Here is a 26,793-nt window from a genome sequence, read left to right as displayed (position 1 = left end):
GGGGTCAGAAGCCAGGGGCGATCTGGCCTTTGTAACGGGTCAGGATGAAGTTGCGCACTTCAGGCGAATTGAGCGCCTTGGCCAGCTTCTGGATACCTGGGTCCTGCAGGTTGTCGGGGCGGGCGACCAGGTATTCCACGTACAGGTCCTTGCCTTTTTCCACGATCAGCGCGCTGTTGGTATCGATGCCGGCCTCCAGGGCGTAGTTGGCGAAGACGAAGGCGAGGTCGACCTGTTTCACCGAGCGCGCCAGCATGGCGCCCTCCAGTTCGCGGATTTTCAGGTGGCGGGGGTTGTCGGTGATGTCGCGCTGGGTGGACTGCGGGTTGGCCGGGTCCTTCAGCTTGAGCAGCCCCGCCTCGGCCAGCAGCACCAGGGCACGGCCAGTGTTGACCGGGTCGTTGGGGATGGCGACGCTGGCGCCATCGGGCAGCTCTGCCAGGTTCGTGTACTTGGCCGAGTAGGCGCCGAACGGTTCGATGTGCACGCCCACCACGGGTACCAGGTCGGTGTGCCGGGTTTTGTTGAAGTCGTTCAGAAATGGCCGGTACTGGTAGTAGTTGGCGTCCAGGTTCTTCTGCGCCAGTTGCAGGTTGGGCTGGATGAAGTCGTTGAACACCTTGATGTCCAGGTCGACCCCTTGTTTGGCCAGGGCCGGTTTGACGAATTCGAGGATTTCCGCATGCGGTACCGGCGTAGCGCCGACCACCAGGTGTTCGGCGGCCTGGGCACTGAAGGCGAGCAAAGCGGCGAGGGCAGTGAGGGTCTTTTTCATGGTCGGTACCTGAGAAGAGTAGGGCTCAGCGGCGGGTGAAATGCCTTACCAGGCGGTCACCGCTCATCTGCAGCGCCTGCACCAGCAGGATCAACAGCAGCACGGTGACCACCATCACATCGGTCTGGAAGCGTTGGTAGCCAAAGCGGATCGCCAGGTCGCCCAGGCCGCCACCGCCGATCACCCCGGCCATGGCGGTGTAGTCGACCAGCACGATGGCAGTGACGGTGACCGCCGCGATCAGCCCGGTGCGCGCTTCGGGCAGCAGGGTGTAGCGGATGATCTGCGCGATGCTGCCACCCATGGCCTGGCTGGCCTCGACCAGGCCGCGGTCCACCTCGCGCAGGGCGGTTTCAACCAGCCGCGCAAAGAACGGCGTGCAGCCGACCACCAGCGGCGGGATGGTGCCCTTCACCCCCAGCGAGGTGCCGGTCAACAGGGTGGTCAGCGGAATCAGCACGATCAGCAGGATGATGAACGGCAGCGAGCGCAGCACGTTGACCACCACCGACAGGCTTCGGTACAGCGGGCCGTGCGCCAGCAACTGGCGCTGCCCGGTCAGGTACAGCAGTACGCCAAGGGGCAGGCCAAACAGCACGGTAAAGCCCAGCGCGGCGCCCAGCATGCTCAGTGTTTCAAGGCAGGCCTGGGCGATTTCCGCCCAGTCGACGTTGGTCAGCAGGTCGTTCATTGGCGTGGCCTCAGTTCCAGTCGTGGCGAGGCGGCTTGATGCCGTTCAGTGCCCAGTTGCCGACCAGGTGGTACTTCCAGCGGACCGGGTCGTGCAGGGTGTGCACGCGGGCGTTGCGCCAGTGGCGGTCGAAGTTGTGGCGGGTCAGGGACGAGCGCGTGCCGCCCAGTTCGAACAGGCGGTTGCTGGCCTCGATGGCGGCCTCGGTGGTCAGTACCTTGGCCTTGGCCACCGCAATCGAAGCCAGGGCCACGTTTTCTTCGTTCGGTGCGGGCCTTGCCGCATCCAGGGCCTGGCCTGCACGTTCGAGCAGTGCCTCGGCGGCCTCCTGGCGAATTTCCAGCGAGCCGACCTGGATGATGGTCAGCGGGTCTTCGCTGGCCTTGTCGACCTGGGCATCGATCCACGGCCGGGCATGTTCGCGCACGAAGGCAATGGTGTCGTCCAGCGCTGCGCGGCCGATGCCGGCGTCGATGGCTGCGGTGGTCAACTGGGCGAAAGGCCCGGCGAGGGTCGGGCTTTCGTAGGAGCGGTAGCTGGGGAACAGGTTGAACGCCGGCACCCGCAGGCCGTCGAGCAGCACCGTGCCGCTGGAGGTGGTGCGCTGGCCCATGCTGCTCCAGTCGTCGACAATCACCAGCCCGGCGCTGCCGCGCTGGACGAAGGCCAGCTGGGCACGGTCCTGCTCGTCCAGCGCCAGCACGCCCAGCCAATGGGCGTACAACGAGCCGGTGCAGTAGCCCTTGCGCCCGTCGATGCGGTAGCCGTCACCTTCGGCGACCAGGCGCGTGCGAATGTCCTGCACAGTCTTGCCGCCGGTTTCCGACAGGGCATTGGCGAAGCGATGGCCCTGCAGTACCAGGTCGTAGAAGTAGCGTTGCTGTTGCGGGCTGCCTTGCAGGCGGATGTCTTCCAGCAGGCAGTAGTGGTTTTGCGGAATTTGCCCAAGCGAAGGGTCGGCAGCGGAGACGATGGCGATCACCCGGGCGAGTGTGGCGAACGACACCTCGGCGCCACCATAGGCCCGTGGCACGGTGATGCCCCACAGCCCGCTGTTGGAAAACGCGTCGACGATGTCGGCGGGTACTTCGCGGTTGCGGTCGCGTTCGGCGGCGCCCTCGCGCAGCAGCCCGGCGACTTGATGAGCGACGGCCAACGCTTCGGCGTCGTCGCGAATGATGTGCGCCGCCGGTGGGCGGATTTCGTAAGTGGCAGATACGGTCAAGTCAGGCATGAGCAGCTCGAATGCAGTCGGATGACCTTGCATTGCAGCTGCTGTGCCAATGTTTTAGTCCAGTAAAATCAGGCTTTTAGATGCCTGCGATGGGCTGTTCCTGCCCGAAAACACAACTAACTGTTGTTGTGCTGTCCCCCTTGCAACAGCAGTTGGGTGAGTGTGTCCATGGCCGGCGTCGTCTGGCTGCCTTTGCGGGTGACCAGTTCGTAGGGGTCGCTGACCGAGCCCATGGCCAGGGGCAGCATGCGCACTTGCTGGTTCATCGCGCATTGCCGGGCCACGTCAATCGACACCAACGCCACGAAGTCGGGGCGGTCCTGCAGCAGCGACAAGGTCGCCAGGATCGAGGTGGTTTCAACCAGGTGCAGCGGGAACCGCAGCCCGGCATCGTGGAACTCGCGCTCCAGTTGCACGCGCATTGGCATGTTGGCCCGGTATACGATCCAGCGGCTTTCGGCCAATTCGGCAAGGCTGACGGTTTGGGCGTGTTTGAGCGGGTGGTCGACATTGGCGATGACCGCCAGCGTCTCATCCTGGACAAAGGTGCTGGCAAACAGCTGCGGCGTATTGCTGACGCTTGTGCGGCACAGGGCAATGTCCAGCCGGCCGCTTTCGATCTGTGCCAGCAGCGACTGGCTGGTGTCTTCGATGATCTCGAACGACATCTGCGGCTGGATACTGGCCAGCTGTGATACGGCCCGCATCAGCAATGGCACAGCGCCCATGATGGCGCCCACCGCCAGCCGGCCGCCCACACCGCGCAGGATGGCATCCAGGTCATGGCGCAGGTTGGAAATATCGGTTTGCACCACGCGCGCGTAGCGGATGGCGCAGTGCCCGGCGGCAGTGGGCTCCAGCCCGCGGTTGGTGCGGTTGAACAGCACCGTGCCGAAGGTGGTTTCGATTTCCTGCAGCGCCTTGCTGGCGCCGGGCTGGGTAAGCCCGACGCTGCCTGCTGCACCCAGCAGCGAGCGGTGCTCGTCCAGCTCGATGAGCAGGCGCAGGTGGCGGGCATGCAGCCTGGACATGATGGAGTTAAGTGATGGGGTCATCGGGTATGCGTCCTGGTTATACCGCTATGGATTGTTCTCAATACCATGGCCAGGCGCGCATTCCTATACTGGCGCTGCACGGTGTCGCATCCAGTGCGGCTGAACCGCCCATAACAACAATGCCAGGAGCCTGCTGAGCCTTATGTCCCTGATCAACTACATCACCCAGATCCAGTTCGATATCGGCGCCATTGCCCTTTTGCCTGCCGAGTGCGAGCGCATTGGTATAACCAGACCTTTGATCGTGACCGACCGCGGCGTGCGCGCTGCCGGTATCGTCGATACGGCGTTGAACACCTTTGCCGACAGCGCTGCCCAACTGCCGATCTATGACGGTACGCCACCCAACCCCAACGAGACCGCGGTGCGTGAAGCCGTGGCCATGTTCAAGGAGTGCGGCTGTGACGGCATCATTGCCATTGGCGGCGGCTCGGCGATCGACCTGGCCAAAGGTGTGGCCGTGTGTGCCAGGCACGATGGGCCATTGAAAAGCTTTGCGGTGATCGAGGGTGGCCTGGCGCGAATCACGCCGGCAACCGCGCCGGTGATTGCTGTGCCAACCACCGCCGGGACGGGCAGCGAAGTAGGGCGAGGCGCCATTCTGATTCTTGACGACGGGCGCAAGGTGGGTGTGATCTCGCCCCATGTGGTGCCCAAGGCCGCCATCTGCGACCCGGCGCTGACCCTTGGCCTGCCAGCGCAACTGACTGCGGCCACCGGCATGGATGCGATTGCCCACTGCCTGGAAACCTTCATGGCGCCGGCGTTCAACCCGCCTGCGGATGGCATCGCCCTGGACGGCCTGTGGCGCGCCTGGCGCTTCATCGAAAGCGCGACCCGAGACCCGCAGAACCTCGATGGGCGTATCAACATGATGAGCGCTTCGCTGCAAGGTGCGCTGGCCTTCCAGAAGGGCCTGGGCTGTGTGCACAGCCTTAGCCATGCCTTGGGCGGGATCAACCCGCGCCTGCACCATGGCACCCTCAACGCGATTTTCCTGCCTGCTGTCATCACCTTCAACCGCAAGGCCGACACCGTGCTGAACGAGCACAAGATGGCGCGTATCGCGCAGGCGATGGAGCTGGCAGACGAAAGCCAGATCGAACTGGCCATTCGCGACATGACCCGCGCGTTGGGCCTGCCGACCGGCCTGCGCGAACTGGGTGTCAGCGAGGAGCAGTTCCCACGCATAATCCAGGGCGCGTTGGCCGATCACAGCCATCGGACCAACCCGCGTGAGGCGTCTGCCGAGGACTACCAGTGGTTGCTTGAAGCGTCGATGTAAGGCGCCAATCCGCTGTTCAATCAATAACAACAAAAGTGAACGCCCATGAATACCAAGTACGCGCAAGCCGAGCTTGCCCCCACAGGGGAAGCGGTCGCCAGCTCCAACCCGTTCAAAAAGTACCAGGTCATCACCGTCAGCCTGTTGCTGGTGATCGGCATCATCAATTACGTCGACCGCAGTGCGCTGTCGATCGCCAATACGTCCATCCAGCGCGACATGGGCATCACGCCGTCACAGATGGGCATTTTGCTGTCGGCGTTTTCACTGGCGTATGCCTTTTCGCAGCTCCCACTGGGCATGATCATCGACCGCCTGGGCAGCAAGATCTCCCTGGGGGCGGCACTGCTGGGCTGGTCGGTGGCGCAGACGGCGTCGGGCCTGATCAACAGTTTTTCCGCCTTCATCGGGCTGAGGGTGGTGCTGGGGATTGGCGAGGCACCGATGTTCCCGTCGGCGGCGAAAGCGCTGGCGGAGTGGTTCGAGGCCGAAAAGCGCGGCACGCCGACGGGCATCGTGCTGTCGTCGACCTGCATCGGGCCGTGCCTGGCGCCACCGTTGCTGACCCTGCTGATGATCACCTGGGGCTGGCGCGGCATGTTCATTGTCACCGGGGTGTTCGGCATCCTGGTCGCCGTCTGCTGGTTTGCCTTCTACAAAAGCAAGGCGCGTTACCTGGCCGAACTGCCTGCCGAGGAGCGTGAGCAACTGCTGGCGACCCAGGCTCATAAACAGCCGGTGGCAAGCGCCAGGCCGAGCCTGCGGGCACAACTGGCGGCCTGGGCCGAGCTGTTTCGCCACAAGAGCACCTGGGGCGCCGTACTGGGCTTCATGGGGGTGATCTACATGCTGTGGCTGCACCTCACCTGGCTGCCGGGCTACTTCGAGCGCGAACATGGCTTGAGCCTTTACCAGACGGCCTGGGTGGTTTCGCTGGCCTATGTATTCGGCGCGTTGGGCACCATTGTCGCGGGCCGCATCTGCGACCGCCTGGTGAAGAACGGCGCCAGCGTGTTGGGTAGCCGCAAGCGGGTAGTGGTGGCTGCGTTGTTCGCGGCGGCGGCATTTACCGTTCCGCTGTCGTTCGGCAGCGGCTTCATGCTCAGCGTTGCGCTGCTGTGCTGCGCACTGTTCAGCGTAAACATGGCCAGCTCGACCGCCTGGATGATTGCCAACACCGTGGTCGATAGCCAGCGCGTGGCCTCGTTTGGCTCGATCCAGAACTTCGGTGGCTACCTGGCAGGCTCGGTGGCACCGATCGTGACCGGGTTCAGCATCCAGCAGACCGGGTCGTTTGCTTCGGCGTTCCTGATCAGTGCTGCGGTGGCGGCGGTGGCGGCGATGGCTTATGTACTGCTGCTGAAGCAGCCGGTTTCTGCTGACAGTTGACCTACGTAGCACCTGTGTAGAAGCGGCCTTGTGTCGCGATCGGGCCGCAGAGCGGCCCCGACGATCTGAATGTGTTGCTAAGATCCTGGGGCCGCTACGCGCCCCATCGCGACGCAAGGCCGCTCCTACAAGTGGGTTGCATAAGGCAGGTTAATAACAATTTGTGATGCCAGGCATCATGACAATATATTTATCCTTATCAATTTCAGGCCCTAGCATCTGTTGCCCGGCATCGCCCATTTCCATGAGGTCTTGATGAACAGTTCGCTTTTCGTACCCCAACGTACCGCGGCCCTGTTGCTGCAGCACTGGCGCAGCGGTGACTTGCTGACGGAACTGCCTGCCAGCCTCAGGCCCGAAACCTTGAAACAAGGCTATGACAGCCAGGATCAGTTTTTCGCCGCCGCCGCTGGCCAGCGTGCCGGGTGGAAGCTGGGTGTTGGCAGCCCCGCCGGCATGCGTGCGGCCAATTTGTCCCGACCGCTGATCGGCCAGTTGGAAGCAAAGCGCTGCCACGCTGAGGGTGTACACATCGAGCTCCCGGCCGTGACGCCGGTGACCATCGAATGCGAGATCGCCTTCGTGCTTGACCGTGATATCCCCCCGCAAGCCGGACGGCTGCCGACCAGCGAGGATATCCGCGCTACCTGCGTCACCTTCGAAGTGGTGCGCTCACGCTTCGTCGATCGCAAGAGCGTCGGCTGGCCAAGCTTCGTGGCGGACAACGTGGGCTTCGAAGCCCTGGTAGTGGGCAACAGCCTCGGGGCAGGCATCAATGTACCCTTGCTGGCTGACCTGGCCGAGACCACCGAGGTGTACGTAGATGGCGAATTACGCGCACGTGGCTTGTCTGGCGATGCGGCGACCGACCCGCTGGTGTCGCTGGCCCACCTTTATGCCCATGCTGCCGAACGTGGCCAGACCTTGAAGGCAGGTGATTTCGTGACCACGGGGGCCATGTGCCAGCCGTTCGACCTGAATCAAAAAGGCCATCAGGTTAGCGCCAGGTTTCTTGGCCAGGCGCTGTCCTTCACGCTGTAACCGCTGCAAGCCGACCAATCGCCGAAGTGTCGGCGATTGGTCAGTGCATTACATGCCTGGGTTTGCGCGTATTGCTGCGCGGAGAATGAGCGGGTAGGCCGGTCAAGGAACCAATACAGGACTGCTCGTCACCTCAAGCGATTGTTCAAGCAGCTTTCTCACAATCAGCACCCAGTGGTCAGCTTCTTTCACGGTCATGGTCACTACAATTCTCGGTGCCTGCACATTGTCTACCTGGATGTGCAGCCCCCTGACTTTGGCGCGCTCGTGCATTTGCGAAAGATTGTCCATCAACACCTCTTGGGCGGTGCTGATGTCTCTGCCGTAATACTTGGTGGTTGTCATGCCAGGGTCATAGTAATAGAACTCGATGATGTCGCTGACCGAAATGACGATCGGGGCGAGGATCTCCATCGTCGGCAATACCTTGATGAAGGCCAGCTGCCCAGCTGCAACATCAACAGCGAGCGAACCGTCCGCCCCATAGTGGTAGTAGTCAACCTTGCCAAGCGAGGCGAGTGTTTTATGGTGAACCTCCTCCAGTAGCTGGTTGGCCAGCTCTATTCGCTTGTTTGCTGACCTTCTGATTAAAAAAGCCGGCAAGCCGACGCCCGATGCAAACCCAAGCAGCCCACTGCCGGAAAAATACCAGGCAAGAGGAAACACTACGGCAAAAACGATGAACCAGGCTGGCGCTTGTGCGGCAAAGGACAACAGATAAATCTGCTTTTTTGATATTTGGTCTGTTACGCGTTTCAAGTCGTACCCTTACTTAGATGAAGGTGGTATCCGCTCCCGCATTCGCAAGGCGTACCGTTCCAGGCATTGGCCCCATCACTTGAGCCTTGATGAGCGTGGGGGCAGTAAAGGGTACTAGCAATAGGCCATTATCTCCATGTTGTACAAGGGGCAGTTCACAACTGATCGTTTACCGCAGATCGAGGCGCCGCCCATGAGCGAGCCTTGCAGGTGGACGCGGCCTGTGGGGGTTTTACGCGTTCATGACCGCGAGGACAGGTGGCTGAACCAAAATATTGCATGAGTCATCTTGATGCATTCACATAGCGGTACTAATACTTAAGCACTGCCGAAGAGGGATGATCATGCAGACGCGCTTCGTTGTGGTTCCTGCAGTGCCAATAAACAGAGAGGTTTACCCTCGGCGCCTTGGCTTTCCGGCCGCACTGGGGGAGGGTTATGACCTTTACGACACACAAGAAAAGATGCGCTTGAGCCTCAACTTTGGCACACGGGCCCAGGCCGAGTTCGAGTGTGCGTGCCGCAACCGCAGCCAGGAAGGCGATGAAGCGGGCATCGTCGGTATTGGCTGATTCGGTGAAGCCCAGGTAAGGGACGGGATATCTTTATTGATGGCACCGGCTACGCCGGTGTTCGCGGGTGAACCCGCTCCCACACTGATCGCGCAGGCAACACGCCCGGTCTTGAATGCGACACTATTCCCTGTGGGAGCGGGTTCACCCGCGAACACCGGCACAGCCGGTGCCAGGCATCGCGCCCTCAACCTTGTTCACGCAGCGCTTCACTGTTTGTTGACGGTGGCCCAGGCGCGGGCTTCGGCCTCTTCTTTCGACAAACCCCTGTCTTCCTAACTCGCCTCTATGTGCTCGGCCTTGCGCTTCTGCTTGTCTGTGCGCCATGGCACAGGCAAAAAGCTCTACCGTGCGGCCTGCCACTCAACAGTCACAAAGCTGTAACACAGCTGATGCAAAGTGTGCCGGCCATCACAAGGAGCACTTTTTGATGAAACGCCTGATGAAGTCTGCTGCACTCGCCGTTGCGGTCTCCCTTTGCGCCACTTCGGCAGCCTTTGCTGCAGAAAACGTTCGCCTGACAGGTTCCGGCGCCAGCTTCCCTGCACCGATCTACCTGACCTGGTTCAAGGACTTCAGCAAGAACACTGCTGGCGTCACCGTTGACTACCAGTCCAAGGGCAGCGGGGCGGGCGTTCAGGACTTCCTGAACAAGACCGTCGACTTCGCCGCCAGCGACTCGGCCATGAGCGAAGCAGACATTGCCAAGGTTGGCGAAGGCGTGCAGTTGCTGCCAATGACCGCCGGTGAAATCGTCCTGGCCTACAACCTGCCGGGCAACCCTAAAGGGCTGAAGCTGCCGCGCGAGGTGTACTCCAACATCTTCCTGGGCAAGATCACCCAGTGGAACGACCCGCAAATCGCCGCGGCCAACCCTGAGCTGAAACTGCCAGCTACCCCGATCACCGTGGTCGTGCGTGCGGACTCCAGCGGTACCACTGCGGTCTTCACCAAGCACCTGTCGGCCATCAACGCCGACTTCAAGCAAGGGCTGGGTGAGGGCAACACCGTCAACTGGCCGGCCACCGACAAGTTCATCAAGTCGCCGAAGAACGATGGCGTAACCGCCACCGTCCGCCAGACCCCGGGCGCCATCGGCTACATCGAATACGGCTTCGCCAAGCTGGCCAAGGTCGACTTCGCCGTGCTGCAGAACAAGGCTGGCCAATACGTTGTGCCAAACGCAGAGAGCGGTGCCGAAGCACTGGCTGCGGTGAACATGCCGGAAAACCTGGTGGCCTGGCTGCCTGACCCGGACGGTGCCAAGTCCTACCCGATCACTTCCTACACCTGGATGATCTTCCGCAAGGACAACGGCAACCCGGAAAAAGCCAAGGCCATGCGCGAAATGGTCGAGTACAGCCTGACCAAAGGCCAGACCATCGCCGACTCGATGGGTTACATCCCGCTGCCTGCGTCGGTAGTCGACCAGGTGCGTAAAGCGTCCGCCAACATCCAGTAATACCCAGGCGCTCCCGGTATCGGCATGAAGCCATGCCGGGGGTGTTTGTCCCTTGTCCCGGAACTCGCCAATGAACACACCTTTTGCCATACCGGATAACCCCGACTCCGCGTGCCAGCCACCGTCTGCGAAAGACTTTCTGGTCGATCGCACCTTCCGTGCGCTTGCACGTATCGGTGTGGTGCTGGTGCTGGCGCTGGTCGTCGCGCTGGTCTACGAAGTCGGCCGCAAGGCACTGCCCGGCATCGAAAAGCACGGCTTTGACGTGCTGTTCGGCAGCGTATGGGATGTCAACCAAGGCAAGTACGGTATTCTGCCAGCGATCTGGGGCACGCTTTACAGTGCATTCATCGCCCTGTTGATTGCCGGTTTCTTCGGCGTCAGCATGGCCATTTTCCTGACCCAGGATTTCCTCCCTGCCAAGCTCGCCGCGGTGTTTCGCACCATCGTCGAACTCCTCGCCGCCATCCCCAGTGTGGTCTACGGCCTGTGGGGCATCTATGTGGTCATCCCGGCGATTCGCCCGCTGACCGCCTGGTTGAACAGCGAGCTGGGCTGGATCCCGTTTTTCGGCACCTCCCTGAGCGGGCCTGGCCTGCTGCCTGCAGCGCTGGTACTGGCGATCATGATCCTGCCGACCATCGCTGCCGTTTCCCAGGATGCGCTGACCAGCGTACCGATGAAAACCAAACAGGCTGCCTACGGCATGGGTACTACCCACTGGGAAGCCATCCTCAAGGTGATGGTGCCATCCGCGGCTACCGGCATCTTTGGTTCGCTGGTGCTGGGCCTGGGCCGTGCATTGGGTGAAACCATGGCGCTGGCCATGCTGGTCGGCAACGCCAACACCATTTCCCTTTCCTTGTTCGCCCCGGCCAACACCCTGGCGGCGCTGCTGGCGCTGAACTTCCCGGAAGCCGGCCCGAACGAGGTCGAAGTGCTGATGTATGCGGCACTGGTACTGATGTTCATCACCCTGCTGGTGAACGTACTTGGCTCGATGATCATGCTCTACGCTCAGCGGGGTAACAAACAATGACTGACTTGACCACCCCTGTAGCCGCTTTGCCCAGCCTGCAACGCAAGCTGGAAGGCCGGGCCCTGCGCAGCCTAATGTTGACCACCCTGGCATGGCTGGCGGCACTGGTGGCCAGCGTGCCGTTGATTTCCGTGCTGTACATGCTGATTACCCGCGGCGGTGCACGCCTTAGCCTGGAAGTGTTCACCGAGCTGCCGCCGACCGGCTTCGAAATGGGCGGTGGTTTTGGTAACGCCATGGCCGGTACCTTCGTCATGGTCGGCATTGCTGCCGCCATCGCGGTACCGGTCGGTATCCTCGCCGCGGTGTTCCTGGCCGAACTCGGCCCCGACAGCAAGCTGGCCAACGCCGCGCGCTTTGCCGCCAAGATGCTCACCGGCCTGCCGTCGATCCTGGCCGGGGTGTTTGCCTACGCCCTGGTGGTGATGACCACCGGTACCTACTCGGCGCCGGCTGGCGGTGTGGCCCTGGCAGTACTGATGCTGCCGATCGTGGTGCTGACTGCTGAAGAGTCGATGAAGATGGTGCCCAAGATCATGAAAGACGCCGCCTACGGCATGGGCTGCACCCGTGCCCAGGTGATCTGGAAGATCGTCCTGCCCACCGGCCTGCCGGCCATCCTCACCGGCGTGATGCTGGCCGTGGCCCGCGCCGCTGGCGAAACCGCGCCACTGCTGTTCACCGCGCTGTTCAGCAACTACTGGATCTACCATGACGGCAGCCTGGCGGTCATGAACCCTACGGCCTCGCTCGCCGTACTGATTTACAACTTCTCCGGCATGCCGTTCGACAACCAGCTCGAGCTCGCCTGGGCGGCCTCGCTGGTGCTGGTAATGATCGTGCTGGTAATCAACATTCTGAGCCGAGTCTTCGGCAAGCCCAAGTATTGAGAAAGGGAGCATCCAACTTGAACGTATCCACTGCGCAAAGAGCCGCTCCCATGGTCAGCGAAGCAACCCCGATCGTCATGGACTGCAAGCTGGACAAGATTTTCTACGGCAACTTCATGGCCGTGCGTGACAGCCATGTGCCGATCAGGAAGAACGAGATCACCGGCTTCATCGGGCCATCGGGCTGCGGCAAGAGTACTGTGCTGCGTAGCCTCAACCGCATGAACGACCTGGTGAAGGGCTTCCGTTTCGAAGGTCATGTGCACTTCCTGGGCCAGGATGTCTACGGCAAGGGCGTTGACCCGGTGGTCGTGCGCCGCTACATCGGCATGGTATTCCAGCAGCCCAACCCGTTCTCGATGAGCATCTTCGACAACGTCGCCTTCGGCCTGCGCCTTAACCGCTACAAGGGCGACCTGGGTGACCGCGTGAAGCACGCCTTGCAAGGTGCCGCGCTGTGGGACGAAGTGAAGGACAAGCTCAAGGTCAGTGGCCTGTCGCTGTCTGGCGGCCAGCAGCAGCGTCTGTGCATTGCCCGCGCCATTGCCACCGAGCCAGAAGTGCTGCTGCTGGACGAGCCCTGCTCGGCACTCGACCCGATTGCCACCCGTCGCGTGGAAGAGCTGATGGTCGAGTTGAAGAAGGACTACACCATCGCCCTGGTGACCCACAACATGCAGCAGGCGATTCGTGTGGCCGACACCACGGCGTTCTTCTCGGTCGATATTTCCCAGGGTTCTCGCACCGGCTACCTGGTCGAGATGGGCCCTACGGCGCAGATTTTCCAGAACCCGCGTGAACAGCTGACCAGCGACTACATCAGCGGCAAGTTCAGCTGAGTCAGGCATGTCCAAGGTGGCCGGGTGTTGCAGCCAGGGAGGTTGCAGCACCCAGCCGCGTTACCTTCCGTTAAAGTGTTACCCGGGATTTCCAATGCGAGCGATGCGTCGTCTTGATCTTTCAGCGGTAGAGCGCGCACTGCGCGAGGTGCAAGGCCGCTTTGCCGAACTCAGCCGGCATTTCACCGAACCGCGGGATCCGTTTACCGACGAGGTGCTGCTGAACGTACTTGAAGGCTATGCCCTGATTGACGAGTATGTCGCACGCGGTATCGACCTCTTCGACCTGCAGCAGCTGAACCTGATGCTGGAAATCAATGCCACCGTGCTGTGCGGCAGCGACCCGGCCCGTCGCCTGGAATATGCCCCGCATCTCGCTGCAACCGAGGCTCACTTTTTCAACAACGTCGAAGGTGGCATCAAGGACTTGTACAACTGGTACTGCTCGTACCGCAGCGATTCGATCTGGAAGCGGGCAGCCGGTGTTTATGTACGTATCCTCAGCAAGCCGCAGCTGTTCATCGAAGGCAACAACCGCACAGGTTCGCTCATCGTCAGCTACCTGCTGATGCGTGCCGGCTTGCCGCCTTTCGTGCTGTCGCTGGACAACGCCGAGGGTTACTTCAACCCGTCCTCGGTCATACGCAACTCCGCTAAACACGGTGTAAAGGCTTTGTACGAACTACCCAAGATCAAGAAAAAGTACGCCGCTTTCCTTGAAGAGAAGGCGCCTGAGCCCGGCAAGTTCTTCCTGAGCGGCACGCCCGTGCCTGGCTGTGAGGGGCGTCGCTGATGCAACGTTACTCCATGTTCGCACGCGGTCGGCAAGCCATCGAACGCAGGCTCAAGCGCGGCCAGGTGCGTATTTCGTTCGATATCGACGACACGCTCGCCTGCCTGCCCGAGCACGCTGCCGCCGAAGACAGCAAGTTGCCAGGTTTCGTCCATCGCTGGTTGGGCGAGCCCCTGCGCAGTGGCACGCGCTCGCTGATCCGTGACCTGCGCCGCCAGGGCTGCAGCATCTGGATCTATACCTCGTCGGGGCGCACCCCGGCCTACATTCGGCGCTGGCTGATGCTTTATGGCATCCATGTCGATGGTGTGGTCAACAGTGACCGGCACCAGCATATCCTGGCCCAGAACGGCCTTGAGCATTCGCCCTCGAAGTTGCCCTCGGCGTTCGATATCGACCTGCATGTCGATGATTCCGAAGGTGTGCGGCTGGAGGGCGTCGACCACGGTTTTCGCGTGGTGGTGGTGTGCCCTAAGGATCAAAACTGGGCACAGAAGGTGATGGACGCGGCGGTGGACGTGCAGGCACGCCTGGCCTGGCAGCAACCGCACCGTTATGAGATGCCCGTGCGCCAGCGTTCGCAGGCGCTTGCTTCCTGAGGGCAGTGGTCAGCGCAATCGGTATCAATGGGGCTGCTACGCATCCCATCGCCGGCAAGCCAGCTCCCACAGGTACTGCACAGGTCTCAGGGCCGGTGGTGATCTTGTGGGAGCTGGCTTGCCGGCGATGGGCCGCAAGGCGGCCCCAGTTCGTACAGTTGTACTGATACCGGCCTGCTATCCATGCGTACACCCTAGGTCTTGCCTCCTGGCCAGACCCGGTACCGCGACCAAATCATCACGCCGCATTCGCCAGCCCAAGGCCGCTACCCGCTCGCCCCAAAGCAGCGTATCTGGCCATTTGGCCACTTCCGATAATCGCCTCCGACATCCAGTCCCCGTTTGGAGCGCGCCATGCACAACAACAATAAGCACCTGCCGCCTCGTTTCCTCGCAGCCGCCATCGCCAGCTTTTCTGCCCTGGGCCTGAGCGGCGTCGCCGAGGCCGAGATCATGCTGTACGACAAGGACCAGACAACGTTTTCCACCGACGGTTACATCAACGCTTTCTACGTCAACAGCAAGGTCGACCGTGAGGGCGAACAGTTCGACCGCCGCCAGTCGCGGGTCAAAATGGGCTTCTTGCCCAACTACCTCGGCTTCAACATGGGCAAGCAGGTGGATGACCTCAAGCTCGGCGCGCGTGCCTCGTTCTGGGTAACCATCAATGACAGTGAAACCAATGGCACCGACACCGCCATCGACGTGCGCCAGTTCTACGGCACCGTGGCCAACCCTGAGTGGGGCGAGGTGCTGATCGGCAAGGACTTCGGGTTGTTCGCCCGCTCCAACATCCTGCTGGACGAGCTGCTGGCCGGTTATGGCCAGGTCAGCGACACGCTGGGGCTGGTGGACGGCGGCGGGGTGTCGTTCGGCAACATCGGCAGTGGTTACCCGTACCCGTTCCCCACCTCGCAGATCACCTACCGCACCCCGGTGATGGACGGCCTGCGGGTGGCGGTGGGCATCATGGACCCGGTAGACACCAACGACAGCAGCCCGACCGGCAAGGCCTACCAGGAAAACCCGCGCACCGAAAGCGAGGTCACCTACCAGTTCGACCTGGGCGAGGCGCAGATCTACAGCTGGGTCAACGGCAGTTACCAGACCTCCGACAACACCGATTCGACGGTGGAGACTGTTACCTCCAAAGGTGTCGGCTATGGCGTGCAGGCCAAGATGGGGGGGTGGTCGCTGACCGGCTCGGGGTTCCAGGCAAAGGGCATCAACCCGTTCTTTACCAACAACGCGGGCGAACCGGTTTTGCGCAACGTGGACAGTGACGGCTACCTGCTGCAGGGTTCCTACAAGTTCGGCAAGAACCGCGTGGCGCTGTCCTACGGCAAGACCAAGGACGATGGCAATGGCGCGGTAGGCAGCGGGGCGGACTACGAGACCCGCGGCGTGGCGCTGTTCCATGATGTAAACGACAACCTCAAGCTGGTGGCCGAGTACAACCAGTTTTCCATCGACGGGCATGACACCAGCGCGCAGAACGAAGACACCGATACCTTGGCGCTGGGTGCGGTGTTGACCTGGTAGCGATCTGCCCGGTTGCCACGGTCATTGTAGGAGCGGCCTTGTGTCGCGAAGGGGCCGCAAAGCGGCCCCAGGATTTCAGCGCTGATGCACAAGTTTCCGGGGCTGCTTTGCAGCCCTTTCGCGACACAAGGCCGCTCCTACAGGGGCCTGCGCACGCTGCCTGAACTACATCCATGGAACCGCCCACCCGCTACCCAAGTAGCATTCGTCCCCCGTACCCACCTTCGTACACTGATCCCTCAGCCACCCCGCGCCGGAGACCACGATGCAGCAGGCTCAAAACGACGGTGTGGTCAGCGCCATGTCCCAGGCTACCGATGCACAGCTGGCCGCCCAGGACCTGGCGAGGCAGTTGCTGCACCCGCACCTGGGTTTCGTGTTGTTCTTCTGTTCCGCCGAATACGACTTGCAGGCCTTGGGCGAGGCGTTGGAGCAGGATTTCGGCGGTATCCGCCTGGTCGGCTGCACCAGCGCCGGCGAAATCACTCCGCTGGGCTACGGCCGCAACTGCGTGACGGCGGTGGGCTTCGATCACCGGCACTTTTCGATTGCCACCGAGTTGATCGATGAAATGGAGCACTTCAGCCTGATCGACGCGCAGCAGATGGTCGAGCGCCTGGTCGGCACTTGCCGCAGCAACACCCTGGCACCCATCAAGGGCCACAGCTTTGCCCTGACCCTGCTCGACGGCCTGTCCAGCAGGGAGGAAATGGTGCTCGCCGCCCTCAGCGCGGCGCTGGGGGACATCCCGCATTTCGGCGGTTCGGCGGGCGACGACAACTACCTGACGCGCACCCATGTGTACTTCGGTGGCGCGTTTCACACCGGTGCTGCAGTGGTGGTGCTGGTGAATACCTGGCTCGATTTCGAAGTGTTCACCACCCACCACATCCTGCCACGGCAGGAAAAACTGGTAGTAACCGGCGCCGACAGCGCCCAGCGTCGGGTCTACGAGTTGAATGCCGAGCCTGCTGCGCAGGAGTACGCCCGGCACATCGGCGTGCCGGTGGCTGCGCTCGACTACCGGGTATTTGCCGCACATCCGCTGGCCGTGCGCATTCATGATCAGTATTACGTGCGGGCGATCCAGCAAGTGCACCCGGACCTGAGCCTGAGTTTCTACTGCGCGGTAGAAAACGGCATCGTGCTCACAGCCATGACCCCGGGCCCGCTGTTACCCAACCTGCACCAGCTGTTCGACGGTTTGCAGCAGCGGCTTGGCCCGCCGCTGCTGACCATCGGTTGCGATTGCTTTCTGCGGCGCCTGGAGCTGGAAGCCCATCACGGCCTGGAGCCGGTGGGTGCGTTCTTGCGCGAGCAGCGGGTGATCGGCTTCAACACCTACGGAGAACAGTTCAATGGCATGCATATCAACCAGACCTTCACCGGGGTCGCCATTGCCCGCAACCCGCCTCCTGTCGGGCGCTGAACTGCAGGCCGAGGTCAGCCGGTTGCAGCACGAAAACCATAAGTTGCAGCGGATCAACGGTGCGTTGATTGAACGCATCGAGTCGGGGGTAACGCGGGGCAACGACCCCTATGCGGCGTTCCAGCATTCGGTGGTGCTGGCCGAGCAGGTGCGTGAACGCACCGATGCCCTGAACCAGGCCATGGCTGAGCTCAAGGCCGTCAACCGGCTGCTGAGCGAAGCCCGACAACGGGCCGAGACCGCCCACCAACACCAGATTCGCCTGATTACCGACAATGTCCCGGCGCTGATCGCTTACCTGAATGCCGATCTGGTCTACGAATTCACCAACAAGGTGTATGAAGAATGGTATTGCTGGCCACACGGCGTGATGCTGGGCCAGAGCCTGCGCGAGGCCCACAGCGAGCAGCATTACCAACGCCTGGAAGCCTATGTGGCGCGGGCGTTGGCGGGGGAGTGCGTCACCTTCGAATTTGCCGAAACCAACATCAATGGCCAGGAGCGCTACATGCTGCGCTCCTACGTACCGAACCGCCTGGCCAATGGCGACGTGGTGGGCATCTTCGTATTGATCCGCGACATCACCGAGCGCCGCAATACCGCCCAGGCGCTGCACCAGGCCTATCAACACCTGGAGCAACGGGTGCGCGAACGCACCGCTGAACTGACCAGCCTCAACGACCAGTTGCTACGTGAGATCGAGGAGCGCAGCCGGGCCGAGTCGCGCCTGCGCGAGGCCAAGCGCGAGGCCGAACAGGCCAACCTGTCGAAAACCAAATTCCTCGCTGCAGTCAGCCACGACCTGCTGCAACCGCTGAATGCGGCGCGGCTGTTCACCAGCGCGCTGCTAGAGCGCCGCGAGCCGCAAGACAGTGCCCACCTGGTGCGAAATGTCAGCAACTCGCTGGAGGATGTGGAAAACCTGCTGGGCACCCTGGTGGATATTTCCAAACTCGATGCCGGGGTGATCAAGGCCGATGTCGCCCCGTTCGCCCTCAGCGAACTGATGGACAACCTTGCCGCCGAATACGCCCAGGTGGCGCGCAGCGAAGGGCTTGAGCTGCATTTTGTAGGCTGTTCGGCGGTGGTGCGCAGTGACATCCAGCTGCTGGCGCGCATCTTGCGCAACCTGCTTAGCAACGCCATCCGCTACACCCGCAGTGGGCGCGTGGTGCTGGGCTGTCGGCGCCAGCGTGGCGGCCTGCGGATCGAGGTGTGGGACAGCGGTATCGGCATTGCCGAAGAGCACCTGGAAGAAATGTTCCTGGAGTTCAAGCGCGGTGACGTCCAGCGCCCGGACCAGGACCGTGGGTTGGGCCTGGGCCTGGCGATCGTGGAAAAGATCGCCGGTATTCTCGGCCACCGTGTCCGGGTGCGCTCATGGCTCGGCAAAGGCTCGGTGTTCGCCGTCGAAGTGCCGCTGAGCGCCACCGCGCCCAAGGTCCAGCCAAGCCCGGTGATCTGCGAGCCGATGCTCGAACGCTTGCGTGGGGCGCGGGTGTGGGTGCTGGATAACGATGCGGCGATCTGCGCCGGCATGCGCACCTTGCTGGAGGGCTGGGGCTGCCAGGTGGTCACGGCGCTGTCGGAGGAAGACCTGGCGCGCCAGGTGGACAATTACCACGCCGAGGCCGACCTGCTGATCGCCGACTACCACCTGGACAACGACTGCAATGGTGTCGACGCCGTGGCGCGGATCAATGCCCGCCGCGCCCAGCCGCTGCCGGCGCTGATGATCACCGCCAACTACAGCAACGACCTCAAGCAGCAGATCCGCGAGCTGGGCCATACCCTGATGCACAAACCGGTGCGGCCGATGAAACTCAAGACTGCGATGAGCCACTTACTGGCCAGCAGCATGACATAGCCGCTGGCCTCTTCGCGGGCTTCTGTGGGAGCGGGTTCACCCGCGAAGAGGCCGGAACAGGTCAGCGGCGCAAGTAATCAGCAAAATCGATATCGCCGGCACTCAGGATCGCCTGCACCCGGTTATGCACATTGAGTTTGCGCAGTATCGCCGAAACATGGGCCTTGACCGTGGTTTCGGCGATATCCAGCGTGTAGGCGATCTGCTTGTTCGATTCCCCCTTGGTCATGCGCTCAAGCACCAGCAGCTGCTTGCGGGTCAAGGCCTGGAGCATTTCCGGCGGAAAGCTCGGGGTATCGTTGTGGCGCCGGCCGGTGCTGCTTTTCTGCGCGCGGATGATGTCTGGTGGCAGGTAGACATTGCCATTGAGGATCTGCTCGATCGCCTCGATCATCTGTGAGCGTGGCGAGGACTTGGTGATGAAGCCCACGGCACCGTAGGTGATGGCCTGCAACACGATCTGCTTTTCCTGCTCGGCTGAAACGATCACTACCGGGGTGGTCGGCGCCTCGTTGCGCAGGGTGATCAGGCCATTGAGCCCGTGCATGCCGGGCATGTTCAGGTCGAGCAGGATCAGGTCGAGGTCATCGTGCGCCTGGGTCAATGCCAGGGCGCTGTCCAGGTCGGCCGTCTCCATGACCTCGCTGCCTTGAAAACCATCGCTGATGACGTTGTGGATGGCTTCGCGAAACAGGGGGTGATCGTCGGCAATCAGAATTTTGTACATGGCCTTTTCACCTTGTTTTTATTGGATGGGCACGCGTTCGCAGGCAAGTGTTTCAGGGGAAGGGCACGGGTTGCGCCGGCTGCAGCGGCAGGTTGGCCTGCTGCCAGGCGTCCAGGCCGTCGCGGTACCAGTACAGGTTGTTGTAGCCCAGGGCTTTGGCGCGTTTTACCGCGTTCCAGCTTAACCAGCAATCGGATCGGCAGTAAAAAATCAGCGGTTGTTCCGGCTGACCGGCGGTGGCTTTTTGCAGGTTACGCACGAAGTAGTCCTGCCAGGCCGGGCTCAGTTCGCCGTCGCCGGTGTTGGCCAGCCACAGGCTGCCGGGGAGGTTGCTGTGCGGCTCGTCTTCGATGAATCGGCCTTGCAGCCATTGCCGGCGATAGACGTCAACCAGCACCGGCCTGGGAGTCTGCCCCAGCAGGCGTTGCAGCGTGGCGGTGTCGATCACCTGGCCACCTTCGACCTGTTGCGGGGTCGGGCTGCGATAGAGGGTGGTGCGATAGCCTTCGGCGGAGAACAGCGGCGTGGTGTCGGCGTGGGCGACGCCCAGCGACAGGCTCAGCGACAGGGCAGCCAACAAAGGGTGCAGGGCACGTGGCATGGTTTTATCCTTTTTGTTATAGGCCCATTACATGCCAGTGGCGGTGCGTTGTGAATGCGACGATTAGACAGCAAAGGCAGTACTAAAGTAGTAGCTGGCGGACCGACGATATTCCCGATTTGCTAATTTTTTTCATGCTGGAGCAGTCCCTGTGGGAGCGGGTTCACCCGCGAACACCGGCGTAGCCGGTGCCATACACCGCGTCGCCTTCTTCGCGGGTAAACCCGCTCCCACAGGCGCCTCGCTCAGCCAATGGATTGTGCGGCCCGTCAGCGGGGCTTGCGCAGCGCCGCATGCTGGGGGTTGAAGGTGAGTATCGCCAGCACAGTAAACAAGGCGGTCAACCCCAGGCACACCGCCAGCGCCAGCAGGTTCAGCCGCTCATAAAGGGCAAACCGCACCAGTTCCACGGCATGGGTAAACGGGTTCACAGCACACAGCCAGTACAACCACTGGCTGGCCTCGCGCATCTTCCACAGCGGGTACAACGCCGAAGACAGGAAAAACAGCGGGAAGATCACGAAATTCATCACCCCGGCAAAATTCTCCAGCTGGCGGATCGCGTTCGACAGCAACAGCCCCAGGGCGCTGAGCATGAACGCCACCAGCAGCAATGCCGGCAGCGCCAGCAGCAAGCCTGCAGCCGGTGGCTGCACGCCGTAGAGCCAGGCGATGGCGAGGAAGGCATAGACTTGCAGCAGGGAAATCAACGACGTCGCCAACAGCTTGCTGCCCAGCAGGAACGGCCGCGGCAATGGGCTGGTCAACAGCACGCGCATGCTGCCCATCTCCCGGTCATAGACCATCGACAGTGAGCCTTGCATGCCGTTGAACAGCAAGATCATGCAGGCCAGGCCCGGAATGATGTACACCTCGTAAGGGATATAGGTGTCGTAGGGCTCGATGATGGCAATGCCCAGCGCCGCGCGAAACCCGGCGGCGAACACCAGCAACCACAGCAGCGGGCGCACCAGGGCACTGAGCAGGCGTGTGCGCTGCAACACGAAGCGCAGCCATTCGCGCAGCATGATGCCGTTGAAACATTGCCAGTAGGCGTTCATCGGACGTTGGCTCCTGAGTGGGCGCTGGTCAGGCGGGCAAAGGCGTTGTCAAGGTCGCCGCCGTGCTCCAGGCTTAGCGCATCGGCGGTGCCACTGGCCACCAGGCGCCCCTGATGCAGAATAAGCAGGTCATCGCTGGGCTGTACTTCGTCCAGCAGGTGGGTGGCCCAAAGTACACTGAGCTGCTGCTCGCGGCACAAAAGGCGCAGGTGCTGGTTGAGCGCCAGGCGGCTAGCCGGGTCGAGGCCGACGCTGGCTTCGTCGAGCAGCAGCAGGCGCGGTTCATGCAGCAGCGCGCGGGCAATTTCCACCCGGCGCCGATGGCCGATGTTCAGCTCGCGTACACGATCGCGGCGGCGTTCGCCAAGGCCCTGGCGGGCCAGTTCGGCTTCGACCCGCAGGGTGCTCTGGCGCCGCGACAGGCCATGCAGCGCGGCGTGGTAGCGCAGGTTCTGTTCCACGCTCAGGTCCAGGTCCAGGGTGCTTTGCTGAAACACCACGCCCAGCTGGCGCAACGCCGGGCGTGCGGCATTACGCAGCGAGCAGCCGCTCACGCGGATGTCGCCGTGCTGCAGGTCGTACAGGCGGGTAAGCAGGGCGATCAAGGTCGACTTGCCGGCGCCATTGGGGCCCAGCAGCGCGGCGAAGCGCCCGGGCGCCAGGCTGAAACCCACATGCTTGAGCGCTTCGCGCGAGCCGTAGGCGAAGCTCACATCACTGACGTCCAGGGCGTTCATGGTGTTACCACCACGCCCCAGGGGTAGCGCCCGACCTTCACCGACTTGAGCACCTTGAGGTTCTTCGCGTCGATCACCGAAACGTCGCTGCTGACCCCGTTGGTGGCCAGCAACTGGCGCTGGTCCGGGGTGAACGCCAGCTGCCAGACCCGCCGCCCGACCAGCAGGTAGTCGAGTACCTCGTAAGTCTTGGCATCAATCACCGCCACATGGTTGGCCGGGCCCAAGGCGACGAAAGCGTACTTGCCATCGGCGCTGAGCTTGATACCCACTGGCTGGACTTTGTCCGGGTGAACGCCCTTGATCTGGAAATTCAGGGTTTTCAGCACCTGGCGCGTGGCCACGTCGAGGATGGTCACCGTGCCACCGATTTCCGCCGAGGCCCATAACCGCGAACCGTCCTTGTTGAACTCGACGAAACGCGGCCGCTGGTCGACCAGGGTGCTGTCGGCCAGGGTCTGGGTGCTGGTGTCGATCCAGTGCAGCATGTTGGTGGTTTCACTGGTGTTGACGGCCCACTTGCCGTCGGGGCTCACCGCCATGCCTTCGGGCTCGATACCCACGTCGATCTGCCCGAGCACCTTGTCGGTGACGGTGTCGATCACCGTCACCAGCGCGTCGTCCTCATTGGACACGTACAGCCAGCGGTCGTTGGGGTGCAGGGCGAACTGCTCGGGGTCTTTACCGGAGGGCAGTTCCTTGATGATCTTGCGGGTGGCCACGTCCATCACCTGCACCCGGTCCGAGTCGCTGGCGCAGATGTACAGCAGCTTGTTGTCGTGTGACAGCAGCAGGCCGCGCGGGCGCTGGCCCACCGGCAAGGTTTCGGTGACTTCCAGCGTTTGCATGTCGATCAGGCTGAGGCTGTTGTCCTTCTCGTTGGAGACCCAGGCAGTGGCGGCCATAGCGTGCCCGCAGGCCAGCGCCAGGGCGCCCGACAGCAGGCTGGGGTAAAGCAGGGCCCGGTGGAAGAGAGGGCGGCGCATGGCGTATTCCTTATTGTTGTGGTTATCGGGTCAGGGGTAGCGGCAGGTCACTTCGGGCTTGTCGTAGCCCAGGCTGTCCATTTCGTTGAAAGGGTGCAGGAAGCCCTCCTGCGGCGAAGTGCTGACCAGGGCGCGCGGCTGCACCAGCGGGATTGGCTGGCGCAGTTCGCCATTCCACGGGCGGTAGCTGAGCTTGCGGCCCTTGAAACCATCCAGTGGCAATTGTTCGCTGAGCAGCAGTTGTTGTAGCGCGCGGGGTTCGGCCTGGCGCAGCTTGCTGGCTGCGCTGGCAATGCTGCGCACGGCCATCCAGGCGGCAAAGTCGCGGTCATTCATCCAGCGCCCGGCCTGGGCTTCGAAGCGTTTTTGCAACTGCGCGGCGCCAAAGGTTTCGACGGTCTTGTGCCAGCCGGTGGGGGTCAGGCCCTGGGTGCCGGCCACGGGGCGGGGGTACCAGGTCTGGTAGGGCAGGTACTCGCCAAAGTCGCCGCGCTCGTCGGCCACCAGCACCACGTCGTATTCGGCGGTTTGGGTGAACAGCGGCATGTCGGCCTGGGCGCTGCGGCGCTGGTCATTGTCGAAGGTCCAGGTCTTCTCCGCGACCAGTTGCATGCCAAAGCGCTTCACCGAACGGCGCAGGGCGGCGGCGTAGGCCTGGTCGTCTTCGGTCTGGCCAACCACCAGCAGCGCCCGCTGCCACTTGCGCAGCACCAGCAATTGCACCAGTGCATCGGCCAGCATGGCCCGCCCTGGCAGGCTGTGCAGCACATTGCCCAGGCACTGGCTGCTGCGCAGGCTGTCGTCGGGGCTGCCGGCGTTGAACAACAGGCTGTCGGGCAAGGCGGCAGACAACGCGCGCAGGCTGGCGGCCGGGGCATTCACCACAAACAGCCGCAGGCCCTGGTCGTGCTGCGCCTTCGCTGCCTGCAGCAGGGCCTCGGGGCTGTCGACAGTGGCGTTGGTCAGCTGGAATTGCTGCTTCAGGAAGCGCCCGGTGCTGTTGCTGTCGACAATCGCCAGCTCGGCACCTTGCCGCCCGGCGTCGGCAGGCTCAGGAATGACATTGGACAGCAGCGGTCCGGGGTCGGGCCGATAGCCCAGGTAGCCGATGCGCACTTGCAGGGGTGCTGCGGGTTGGCCCTGAGCGGCGGGCGCCAGCGGCGCAGACAGCGTCGCGGCCAGGGCCAGCAGGCAGGTCAGGGCAAGGTGGGCAGGCTGGCGCATAACACACTCCACGGCAGATGGCGCCAGCATAGGAAGCCCGCCGGGAGGAGGAAATATGCAGAAAGTAGCGCTAGCCCGGTACCAAGGTAGTAATTCGGCGCGGGTGCCGCGGCTTTAGGATGGGGCGCACGATGGGCCACGACGCCCCGAGGAGAATCGCCTGTGCGCCTTGTCAACCTGTCGGCCCTGTGGCGGATCAACCTGTGGGTCACGTTCTGTTTCGCTTTGGTGGCGCTGGCCTGTGCCGGCGTGTTGTTGCACCAGGCGGTGGCTGATGTAGAACGTGAGTTGCAGTCTGCCGAAGCGGTGGTGGCGTACCTCGGTGACACTGCCGAACACGACCCGGCAAGCCTGCAACCCCGGCTGACCCAGAGCCTGCGCCATGTGCGGGTGCACTGGCTGGCGCCGGGTGAAGCGCCGCAGTTACCGCCGCAAACCGGGCTGGATGCCTGGCTGGGCCACCAGCTGTTTGGCGAGCGCCACAGCAGCAGCCGGCTGCTGGACCTGAATGACGGGCGCCGGGTGTTGATCGCTGTCGATCCGCGGGATGAGATCGACGAAGTCTGGGACTCCCTGCAGCAACTGCTTGGCCTGTGTGGCCTGGCCTTGCTGCTGAGCTTGCTGACCATCCGCTGGGCGGTACGGCGCGCCATGGGCCTGCTGGATGAACTGCTGTGCGCCTTGCGCCAGGTTTCGGGCGGGCAGTTGACTGCGCGCTTGCGCGAAGCGGGCCTGCCGGAGGCACGCCAGCTGGCGGCGTACTTCAACCGTATGACCGCGACGCTGGAGCAGGCCCGGGCCGACAATGCGCAGCTGACCCAGGCACTGCTAGCAGCACAGGAGCAAGAGCGTACCCAGCTGGCGCAGGCGCTGCACGACGACCTGGGGCAATACCTGGCAGGTATTCGTGCCCAACTCTGTCTGTTGCGTATGGTGGCCGAGCAACCTGCGGTGGTGACACAGACGGCGCACGACCTCGAACTCAATTGCGAGCGCCTCCAGCAAGGTTTTCGCGCCCTGGTGCACAACCTGTATCCGGTGGCGCTGCACTACATGCCGCTGGCCGAGGCGTTCGGCCTGCTGGTGAGCCAGTGGCAGGCCAGCCAGGGCATCGAATGCCGGCTGCGGGTAGGCGAGCACTTGCCGGCGCTGCCCGGGGCGAGCAGAACGCACTTGTACCGCTTGCTGCAAGAGGCGCTGACCAACGTCGCCCGACATGCCGGCGCAAGCCAGGTGCGGGTGCGCCTGCAGCGCAGTGCCAAGGGTTTGCGCCTGTTCATTCGCGACAATGGCCGCGGTGCGCACCCGCCCCAGCGCCCAGGGGTAGGTCTGCACTCGATGGCCGAGCGTGCACGCAGCCTTGGGGGGGAGCTGCACATCTTGAGCCGCCCGGGTGGCGGCTGGGCGCTGGCCCTGAACATTCCCAAGGAGGTGTGATGAATATCGTATTGGTCGATGACCATGCTGTGGTCCGCCAGGGCTATGCCAGCCTGCTGCGCACGGTATTGCCGGCGATGCTGGTGCGTGAGGCCGCCAGTGGTGAACAGGCCTTGGCCCGGGTTCAGGAGCAAGTGCCGAACCTGGTGATCATGGACTTTGGCCTGCCGGGTATCAGTGGCCTGGAAACCACCCGCCGCCTGCGCCAGCGCCTGCCTCAGCTACGGGTGCTGTTTTTCAGCATGCACGACGAGTTGCCGCTGGTGCGTCAGGCACTGGAAGCCGGGGCTTCGGGCTACCTGACCAAGAACTCGGCGCCCGAGGTGTTGATCGAGGCGGTGCAGCGGGTGCTGGCCGGGCATGCCTACATCGAACAGCCCTTGGCTACGCAGTTGGCGTGCATGTCGCAACAAAGCACCAGCGACCCGCGCTTGCAGCGCATGACCCAGCGTGAACTGGAGATTTTCACGATGCTGGCCAAAGGTACGCCGATGCGGGTGATTGCCGAGCAGCTGTGCATCAGCGCCAAGACTGTGTCCAATCATTTGACCTTGCTCAAGAGCAAGTTGCAGGTCAGTTCGCATGCCGAGCTGGTGCACCTGGGCATCAACCTGGGGGTGGTGAAGGTGGGGGGGTGAGGGGTACTGCGATCCTGGTCTTGCGCAGATGATTTTAGGAGCGGCCTTGTGTCGCGAAAGGGGTGCGAAGCGCCCCCGGTATCTTTGCTTTGCTGCAGCATTGCCGGGGCCGCTTTGCGGC

Annotated in this window: 26 protein-coding genes and 1 pseudogene; 15 read left to right on the top strand and 12 right to left on the bottom strand. The window is 62.6% G+C overall.

What is annotated here, in order from left to right:
• Positions 1-4: 4 nt before the first annotated feature.
• The 4 genes from N805_RS10735 to N805_RS10720 form a co-directional block, all read right to left on the bottom strand.
• Positions 5-775 (bottom strand): MetQ/NlpA family ABC transporter substrate-binding protein, encoded by a 771-nt coding sequence (locus tag N805_RS10735; RefSeq protein WP_019472130.1) that lies wholly within the window; start codon positions 773-775, stop codon positions 5-7.
• 25 nt (positions 776-800) lie between these two features.
• Positions 801-1,466 carry a methionine ABC transporter permease gene (locus tag N805_RS10730; protein WP_019472129.1) on the bottom strand — a complete coding sequence of 222 codons (666 nt, stop codon included), beginning with the start codon at positions 1,464-1,466 and terminating at the stop codon, positions 801-803.
• A 10-nt stretch (positions 1,467-1,476) separates the two neighbouring features.
• Entirely contained in the window at positions 1,477-2,700 is a 1,224-nt protein-coding gene (locus N805_RS10725; protein ID WP_026034536.1) for an SfnB family sulfur acquisition oxidoreductase, read from the bottom strand.
• A gap of 116 nt (positions 2,701-2,816) precedes the next feature.
• Positions 2,817-3,755, bottom strand: a complete 939-nt coding sequence (locus N805_RS10720; protein ID WP_026034535.1) for a LysR family transcriptional regulator — start codon at positions 3,753-3,755, stop codon at positions 2,817-2,819.
• A gap of 142 nt (positions 3,756-3,897) precedes the next feature.
• Between N805_RS10720 and N805_RS10715 the strand changes: the two genes are divergently transcribed.
• The 3 genes from N805_RS10715 (at position 3,898) to N805_RS10705 (ending at position 7,470) form a co-directional block, all read left to right on the top strand.
• Positions 3,898-5,040, top strand: a complete 1,143-nt coding sequence (locus N805_RS10715) for an iron-containing alcohol dehydrogenase (RefSeq protein WP_019472126.1) — start codon at positions 3,898-3,900, stop codon at positions 5,038-5,040.
• A 45-nt stretch (positions 5,041-5,085) separates the two neighbouring features.
• Positions 5,086-6,429, top strand: coding sequence for an MFS transporter (locus tag N805_RS10710; protein ID WP_019472125.1), 1,344 nt, complete (start codon positions 5,086-5,088; stop codon positions 6,427-6,429).
• Positions 6,430-6,684: 255 nt separating this feature from the next.
• Positions 6,685-7,470 (top strand): 2-keto-4-pentenoate hydratase, encoded by a 786-nt coding sequence (locus N805_RS10705; RefSeq protein WP_028613629.1) that lies wholly within the window; start codon positions 6,685-6,687, stop codon positions 7,468-7,470.
• 102 nt (positions 7,471-7,572) lie between these two features.
• Here N805_RS10705 and N805_RS10700 read toward each other — a convergent pair whose 3' ends face one another.
• A complete protein-coding gene (locus tag N805_RS10700; RefSeq protein WP_033742421.1) occupies positions 7,573-8,229 on the bottom strand; it encodes a hypothetical protein in 657 nt (218 codons plus the stop codon).
• Between the two features lie 338 nt (positions 8,230-8,567).
• Here N805_RS10700 and N805_RS10695 point away from each other — a divergent pair, with 338 nt between their 5' ends.
• Positions 8,568-8,801, top strand: a complete 234-nt coding sequence (locus tag N805_RS10695; protein WP_028613631.1) for a hypothetical protein — start codon at positions 8,568-8,570, stop codon at positions 8,799-8,801.
• A gap of 212 nt (positions 8,802-9,013) precedes the next feature.
• On the opposite strand, the pseudogene N805_RS31255 reads toward N805_RS10695, so the two are convergent.
• Positions 9,014-9,139 (bottom strand): annotated as a pseudogene (locus N805_RS31255) (hypothetical protein); the annotation flags it as partial.
• Between the two features lie 92 nt (positions 9,140-9,231).
• On the opposite strand from N805_RS31255, the gene pstS reads away from it, so the two are divergent.
• The 9 genes from pstS to N805_RS10650 all read left to right on the top strand — a co-directional run bounded on the left by pstS (position 9,232) and on the right by N805_RS10650 (position 19,261).
• A complete protein-coding gene (gene pstS / locus N805_RS10690) occupies positions 9,232-10,263 on the top strand; it encodes a phosphate ABC transporter substrate-binding protein PstS (protein ID WP_028613632.1) in 1,032 nt (343 codons plus the stop codon).
• A gap of 70 nt (positions 10,264-10,333) precedes the next feature.
• Positions 10,334-11,302, top strand: a complete 969-nt coding sequence (gene pstC / locus N805_RS10685; protein WP_028613633.1) for a phosphate ABC transporter permease subunit PstC — start codon at positions 10,334-10,336, stop codon at positions 11,300-11,302.
• Complete coding sequence (pstA, locus tag N805_RS10680) at positions 11,299-12,192, top strand: phosphate ABC transporter permease PstA (protein ID WP_028613634.1); 894 nt, start codon at positions 11,299-11,301, stop codon at positions 12,190-12,192. Before pstC ends, pstA begins: the two co-directional genes overlap by 4 nt.
• 50 nt (positions 12,193-12,242) lie before the next feature.
• Positions 12,243-13,031, top strand: coding sequence for a phosphate ABC transporter ATP-binding protein PstB (gene pstB / locus N805_RS10675; protein WP_016500238.1), 789 nt, complete (start codon positions 12,243-12,245; stop codon positions 13,029-13,031).
• A gap of 94 nt (positions 13,032-13,125) precedes the next feature.
• On the top strand, positions 13,126-13,824 hold the full coding sequence (locus tag N805_RS10670; RefSeq protein WP_028613635.1) for a hypothetical protein: 699 nt from the start codon (positions 13,126-13,128) through the stop codon (positions 13,822-13,824).
• Complete coding sequence (locus N805_RS10665) at positions 13,824-14,423, top strand: hypothetical protein (protein WP_028613636.1); 600 nt, start codon at positions 13,824-13,826, stop codon at positions 14,421-14,423. The genes N805_RS10670 and N805_RS10665 overlap by 1 nt, the downstream gene beginning before the upstream one ends.
• A 354-nt stretch (positions 14,424-14,777) precedes the next feature.
• On the top strand, positions 14,778-15,965 hold the full coding sequence (locus tag N805_RS10660) for a porin (RefSeq protein ID WP_028613637.1): 1,188 nt from the start codon (positions 14,778-14,780) through the stop codon (positions 15,963-15,965).
• 265 nt (positions 15,966-16,230) lie between these two features.
• Positions 16,231-17,394: a nitric oxide-sensing protein NosP gene (nosP, locus tag N805_RS10655; protein ID WP_028613638.1), complete on the top strand. Its 1,164-nt coding sequence runs from the start codon at positions 16,231-16,233 to the stop codon at positions 17,392-17,394.
• Positions 17,324-19,261 (top strand): NahK/ErcS family hybrid sensor histidine kinase/response regulator, encoded by a 1,938-nt coding sequence (locus N805_RS10650; RefSeq protein ID WP_419198329.1) that lies wholly within the window; start codon positions 17,324-17,326, stop codon positions 19,259-19,261. The genes nosP and N805_RS10650 overlap by 71 nt, the downstream gene beginning before the upstream one ends.
• A 61-nt stretch (positions 19,262-19,322) precedes the next feature.
• Here the strand turns inward: N805_RS10650 and N805_RS10645 are convergent, their stop codons facing one another.
• From N805_RS10645 to N805_RS10620, 6 genes are all read right to left on the bottom strand, one after another.
• Entirely contained in the window at positions 19,323-19,988 is a 666-nt protein-coding gene (locus tag N805_RS10645; RefSeq protein ID WP_028613640.1) for a response regulator transcription factor, read from the bottom strand.
• 52 nt (positions 19,989-20,040) lie between these two features.
• Positions 20,041-20,589: a PQQ-dependent catabolism-associated CXXCW motif protein gene (locus N805_RS10640; protein WP_028613641.1), complete on the bottom strand. Its 549-nt coding sequence runs from the start codon at positions 20,587-20,589 to the stop codon at positions 20,041-20,043.
• 269 nt (positions 20,590-20,858) lie between these two features.
• On the bottom strand, positions 20,859-21,650 hold the full coding sequence (locus tag N805_RS10635; protein WP_028613642.1) for an ABC transporter permease: 792 nt from the start codon (positions 21,648-21,650) through the stop codon (positions 20,859-20,861).
• The gene (locus N805_RS10630; RefSeq protein ID WP_028613643.1) at positions 21,647-22,387 is read right to left on the bottom strand and encodes an ABC transporter ATP-binding protein; all 741 of its coding nucleotides are present in this window, start codon (positions 22,385-22,387) and stop codon (positions 21,647-21,649) included. The genes N805_RS10635 and N805_RS10630 overlap by 4 nt, the downstream gene beginning before the upstream one ends.
• Complete coding sequence (locus N805_RS10625; RefSeq protein WP_033742427.1) at positions 22,384-23,373, bottom strand: YVTN family beta-propeller repeat protein; 990 nt, start codon at positions 23,371-23,373, stop codon at positions 22,384-22,386. The genes N805_RS10630 and N805_RS10625 overlap by 4 nt, the downstream gene beginning before the upstream one ends.
• A gap of 30 nt (positions 23,374-23,403) precedes the next feature.
• Positions 23,404-24,597, bottom strand: a complete 1,194-nt coding sequence (locus N805_RS10620) for an ABC transporter substrate-binding protein (protein ID WP_028613645.1) — start codon at positions 24,595-24,597, stop codon at positions 23,404-23,406.
• Between the two features lie 162 nt (positions 24,598-24,759).
• Between N805_RS10620 and N805_RS10615 the strand changes: the two genes are divergently transcribed.
• Positions 24,760-26,034, top strand: a complete 1,275-nt coding sequence (locus tag N805_RS10615; protein WP_028613646.1) for a HAMP domain-containing sensor histidine kinase — start codon at positions 24,760-24,762, stop codon at positions 26,032-26,034.
• Positions 26,034-26,672 (top strand): response regulator transcription factor, encoded by a 639-nt coding sequence (locus N805_RS10610; protein WP_028613647.1) that lies wholly within the window; start codon positions 26,034-26,036, stop codon positions 26,670-26,672. Before N805_RS10615 ends, N805_RS10610 begins: the two co-directional genes overlap by 1 nt.
• The last annotated feature ends 121 nt before the right edge of the window (positions 26,673-26,793 follow it).

Origin of the sequence: Pseudomonas putida S13.1.2 (genome assembly GCF_000498395.2) — a bacterium.
GTDB lineage: Bacteria > Pseudomonadota > Gammaproteobacteria > Pseudomonadales > Pseudomonadaceae > Aquipseudomonas > Aquipseudomonas putida_Q.
Note: the sequence above shows the minus strand (reverse complement) of the source record. Positions and strands in the feature narration are given on the sequence as shown.

Bases quoted from the DNA above. Each gene is read 5' to 3' on its own strand.
- N805_RS10625 (WP_033742427.1), bottom strand. From the start codon at position 23,373: ATGCGCCGCCCTCTCTTCCACCGGGCCCTGCTTTACCCCAGCCTGCTG.
- N805_RS10735 (WP_019472130.1), bottom strand. From the start codon at position 775: ATGAAAAAGACCCTCACTGCCCTCGCCGCTTTGCTCGCCTTCAGTGCC.
- N805_RS10610 (WP_028613647.1), top strand. From the start codon at position 26,034: ATGAATATCGTATTGGTCGATGACCATGCTGTGGTCCGCCAGGGCTAT.
- N805_RS10725 (WP_026034536.1), bottom strand. From the start codon at position 2,700: ATGCCTGACTTGACCGTATCTGCCACTTACGAAATCCGCCCACCGGCG.
- N805_RS10640 (WP_028613641.1), bottom strand. From the start codon at position 20,589: ATGCCACGTGCCCTGCACCCTTTGTTGGCTGCCCTGTCGCTGAGCCTG.
- N805_RS10730 (WP_019472129.1), bottom strand. From the start codon at position 1,466: ATGAACGACCTGCTGACCAACGTCGACTGGGCGGAAATCGCCCAGGCC.
- N805_RS10635 (WP_028613642.1), bottom strand. From the start codon at position 21,650: ATGAACGCCTACTGGCAATGTTTCAACGGCATCATGCTGCGCGAATGG.
- N805_RS10715 (WP_019472126.1), top strand. From the start codon at position 3,898: ATGTCCCTGATCAACTACATCACCCAGATCCAGTTCGATATCGGCGCC.
- pstB (WP_016500238.1), top strand. From the start codon at position 12,243: ATGGTCAGCGAAGCAACCCCGATCGTCATGGACTGCAAGCTGGACAAG.
- N805_RS10705 (WP_028613629.1), top strand. From the start codon at position 6,685: ATGAACAGTTCGCTTTTCGTACCCCAACGTACCGCGGCCCTGTTGCTG.
- N805_RS10710 (WP_019472125.1), top strand. From the start codon at position 5,086: ATGAATACCAAGTACGCGCAAGCCGAGCTTGCCCCCACAGGGGAAGCG.
- N805_RS10630 (WP_028613643.1), bottom strand. From the start codon at position 22,387: ATGAACGCCCTGGACGTCAGTGATGTGAGCTTCGCCTACGGCTCGCGC.
- N805_RS10670 (WP_028613635.1), top strand. From the start codon at position 13,126: ATGCGAGCGATGCGTCGTCTTGATCTTTCAGCGGTAGAGCGCGCACTG.
- N805_RS10645 (WP_028613640.1), bottom strand. From the start codon at position 19,988: ATGTACAAAATTCTGATTGCCGACGATCACCCCCTGTTTCGCGAAGCC.
- N805_RS10665 (WP_028613636.1), top strand. From the start codon at position 13,824: ATGCAACGTTACTCCATGTTCGCACGCGGTCGGCAAGCCATCGAACGC.
- nosP (WP_028613638.1), top strand. From the start codon at position 16,231: ATGCAGCAGGCTCAAAACGACGGTGTGGTCAGCGCCATGTCCCAGGCT.
- N805_RS10695 (WP_028613631.1), top strand. From the start codon at position 8,568: ATGATCATGCAGACGCGCTTCGTTGTGGTTCCTGCAGTGCCAATAAAC.
- N805_RS10720 (WP_026034535.1), bottom strand. From the start codon at position 3,755: ATGACCCCATCACTTAACTCCATCATGTCCAGGCTGCATGCCCGCCAC.
- pstC (WP_028613633.1), top strand. From the start codon at position 10,334: ATGAACACACCTTTTGCCATACCGGATAACCCCGACTCCGCGTGCCAG.
- N805_RS10660 (WP_028613637.1), top strand. From the start codon at position 14,778: ATGCACAACAACAATAAGCACCTGCCGCCTCGTTTCCTCGCAGCCGCC.
- pstS (WP_028613632.1), top strand. From the start codon at position 9,232: ATGAAACGCCTGATGAAGTCTGCTGCACTCGCCGTTGCGGTCTCCCTT.
- pstA (WP_028613634.1), top strand. From the start codon at position 11,299: ATGACTGACTTGACCACCCCTGTAGCCGCTTTGCCCAGCCTGCAACGC.
- N805_RS10650 (WP_419198329.1), top strand. From the start codon at position 17,324: ATGGCATGCATATCAACCAGACCTTCACCGGGGTCGCCATTGCCCGCA.
- N805_RS10620 (WP_028613645.1), bottom strand. From the start codon at position 24,597: ATGCGCCAGCCTGCCCACCTTGCCCTGACCTGCCTGCTGGCCCTGGCC.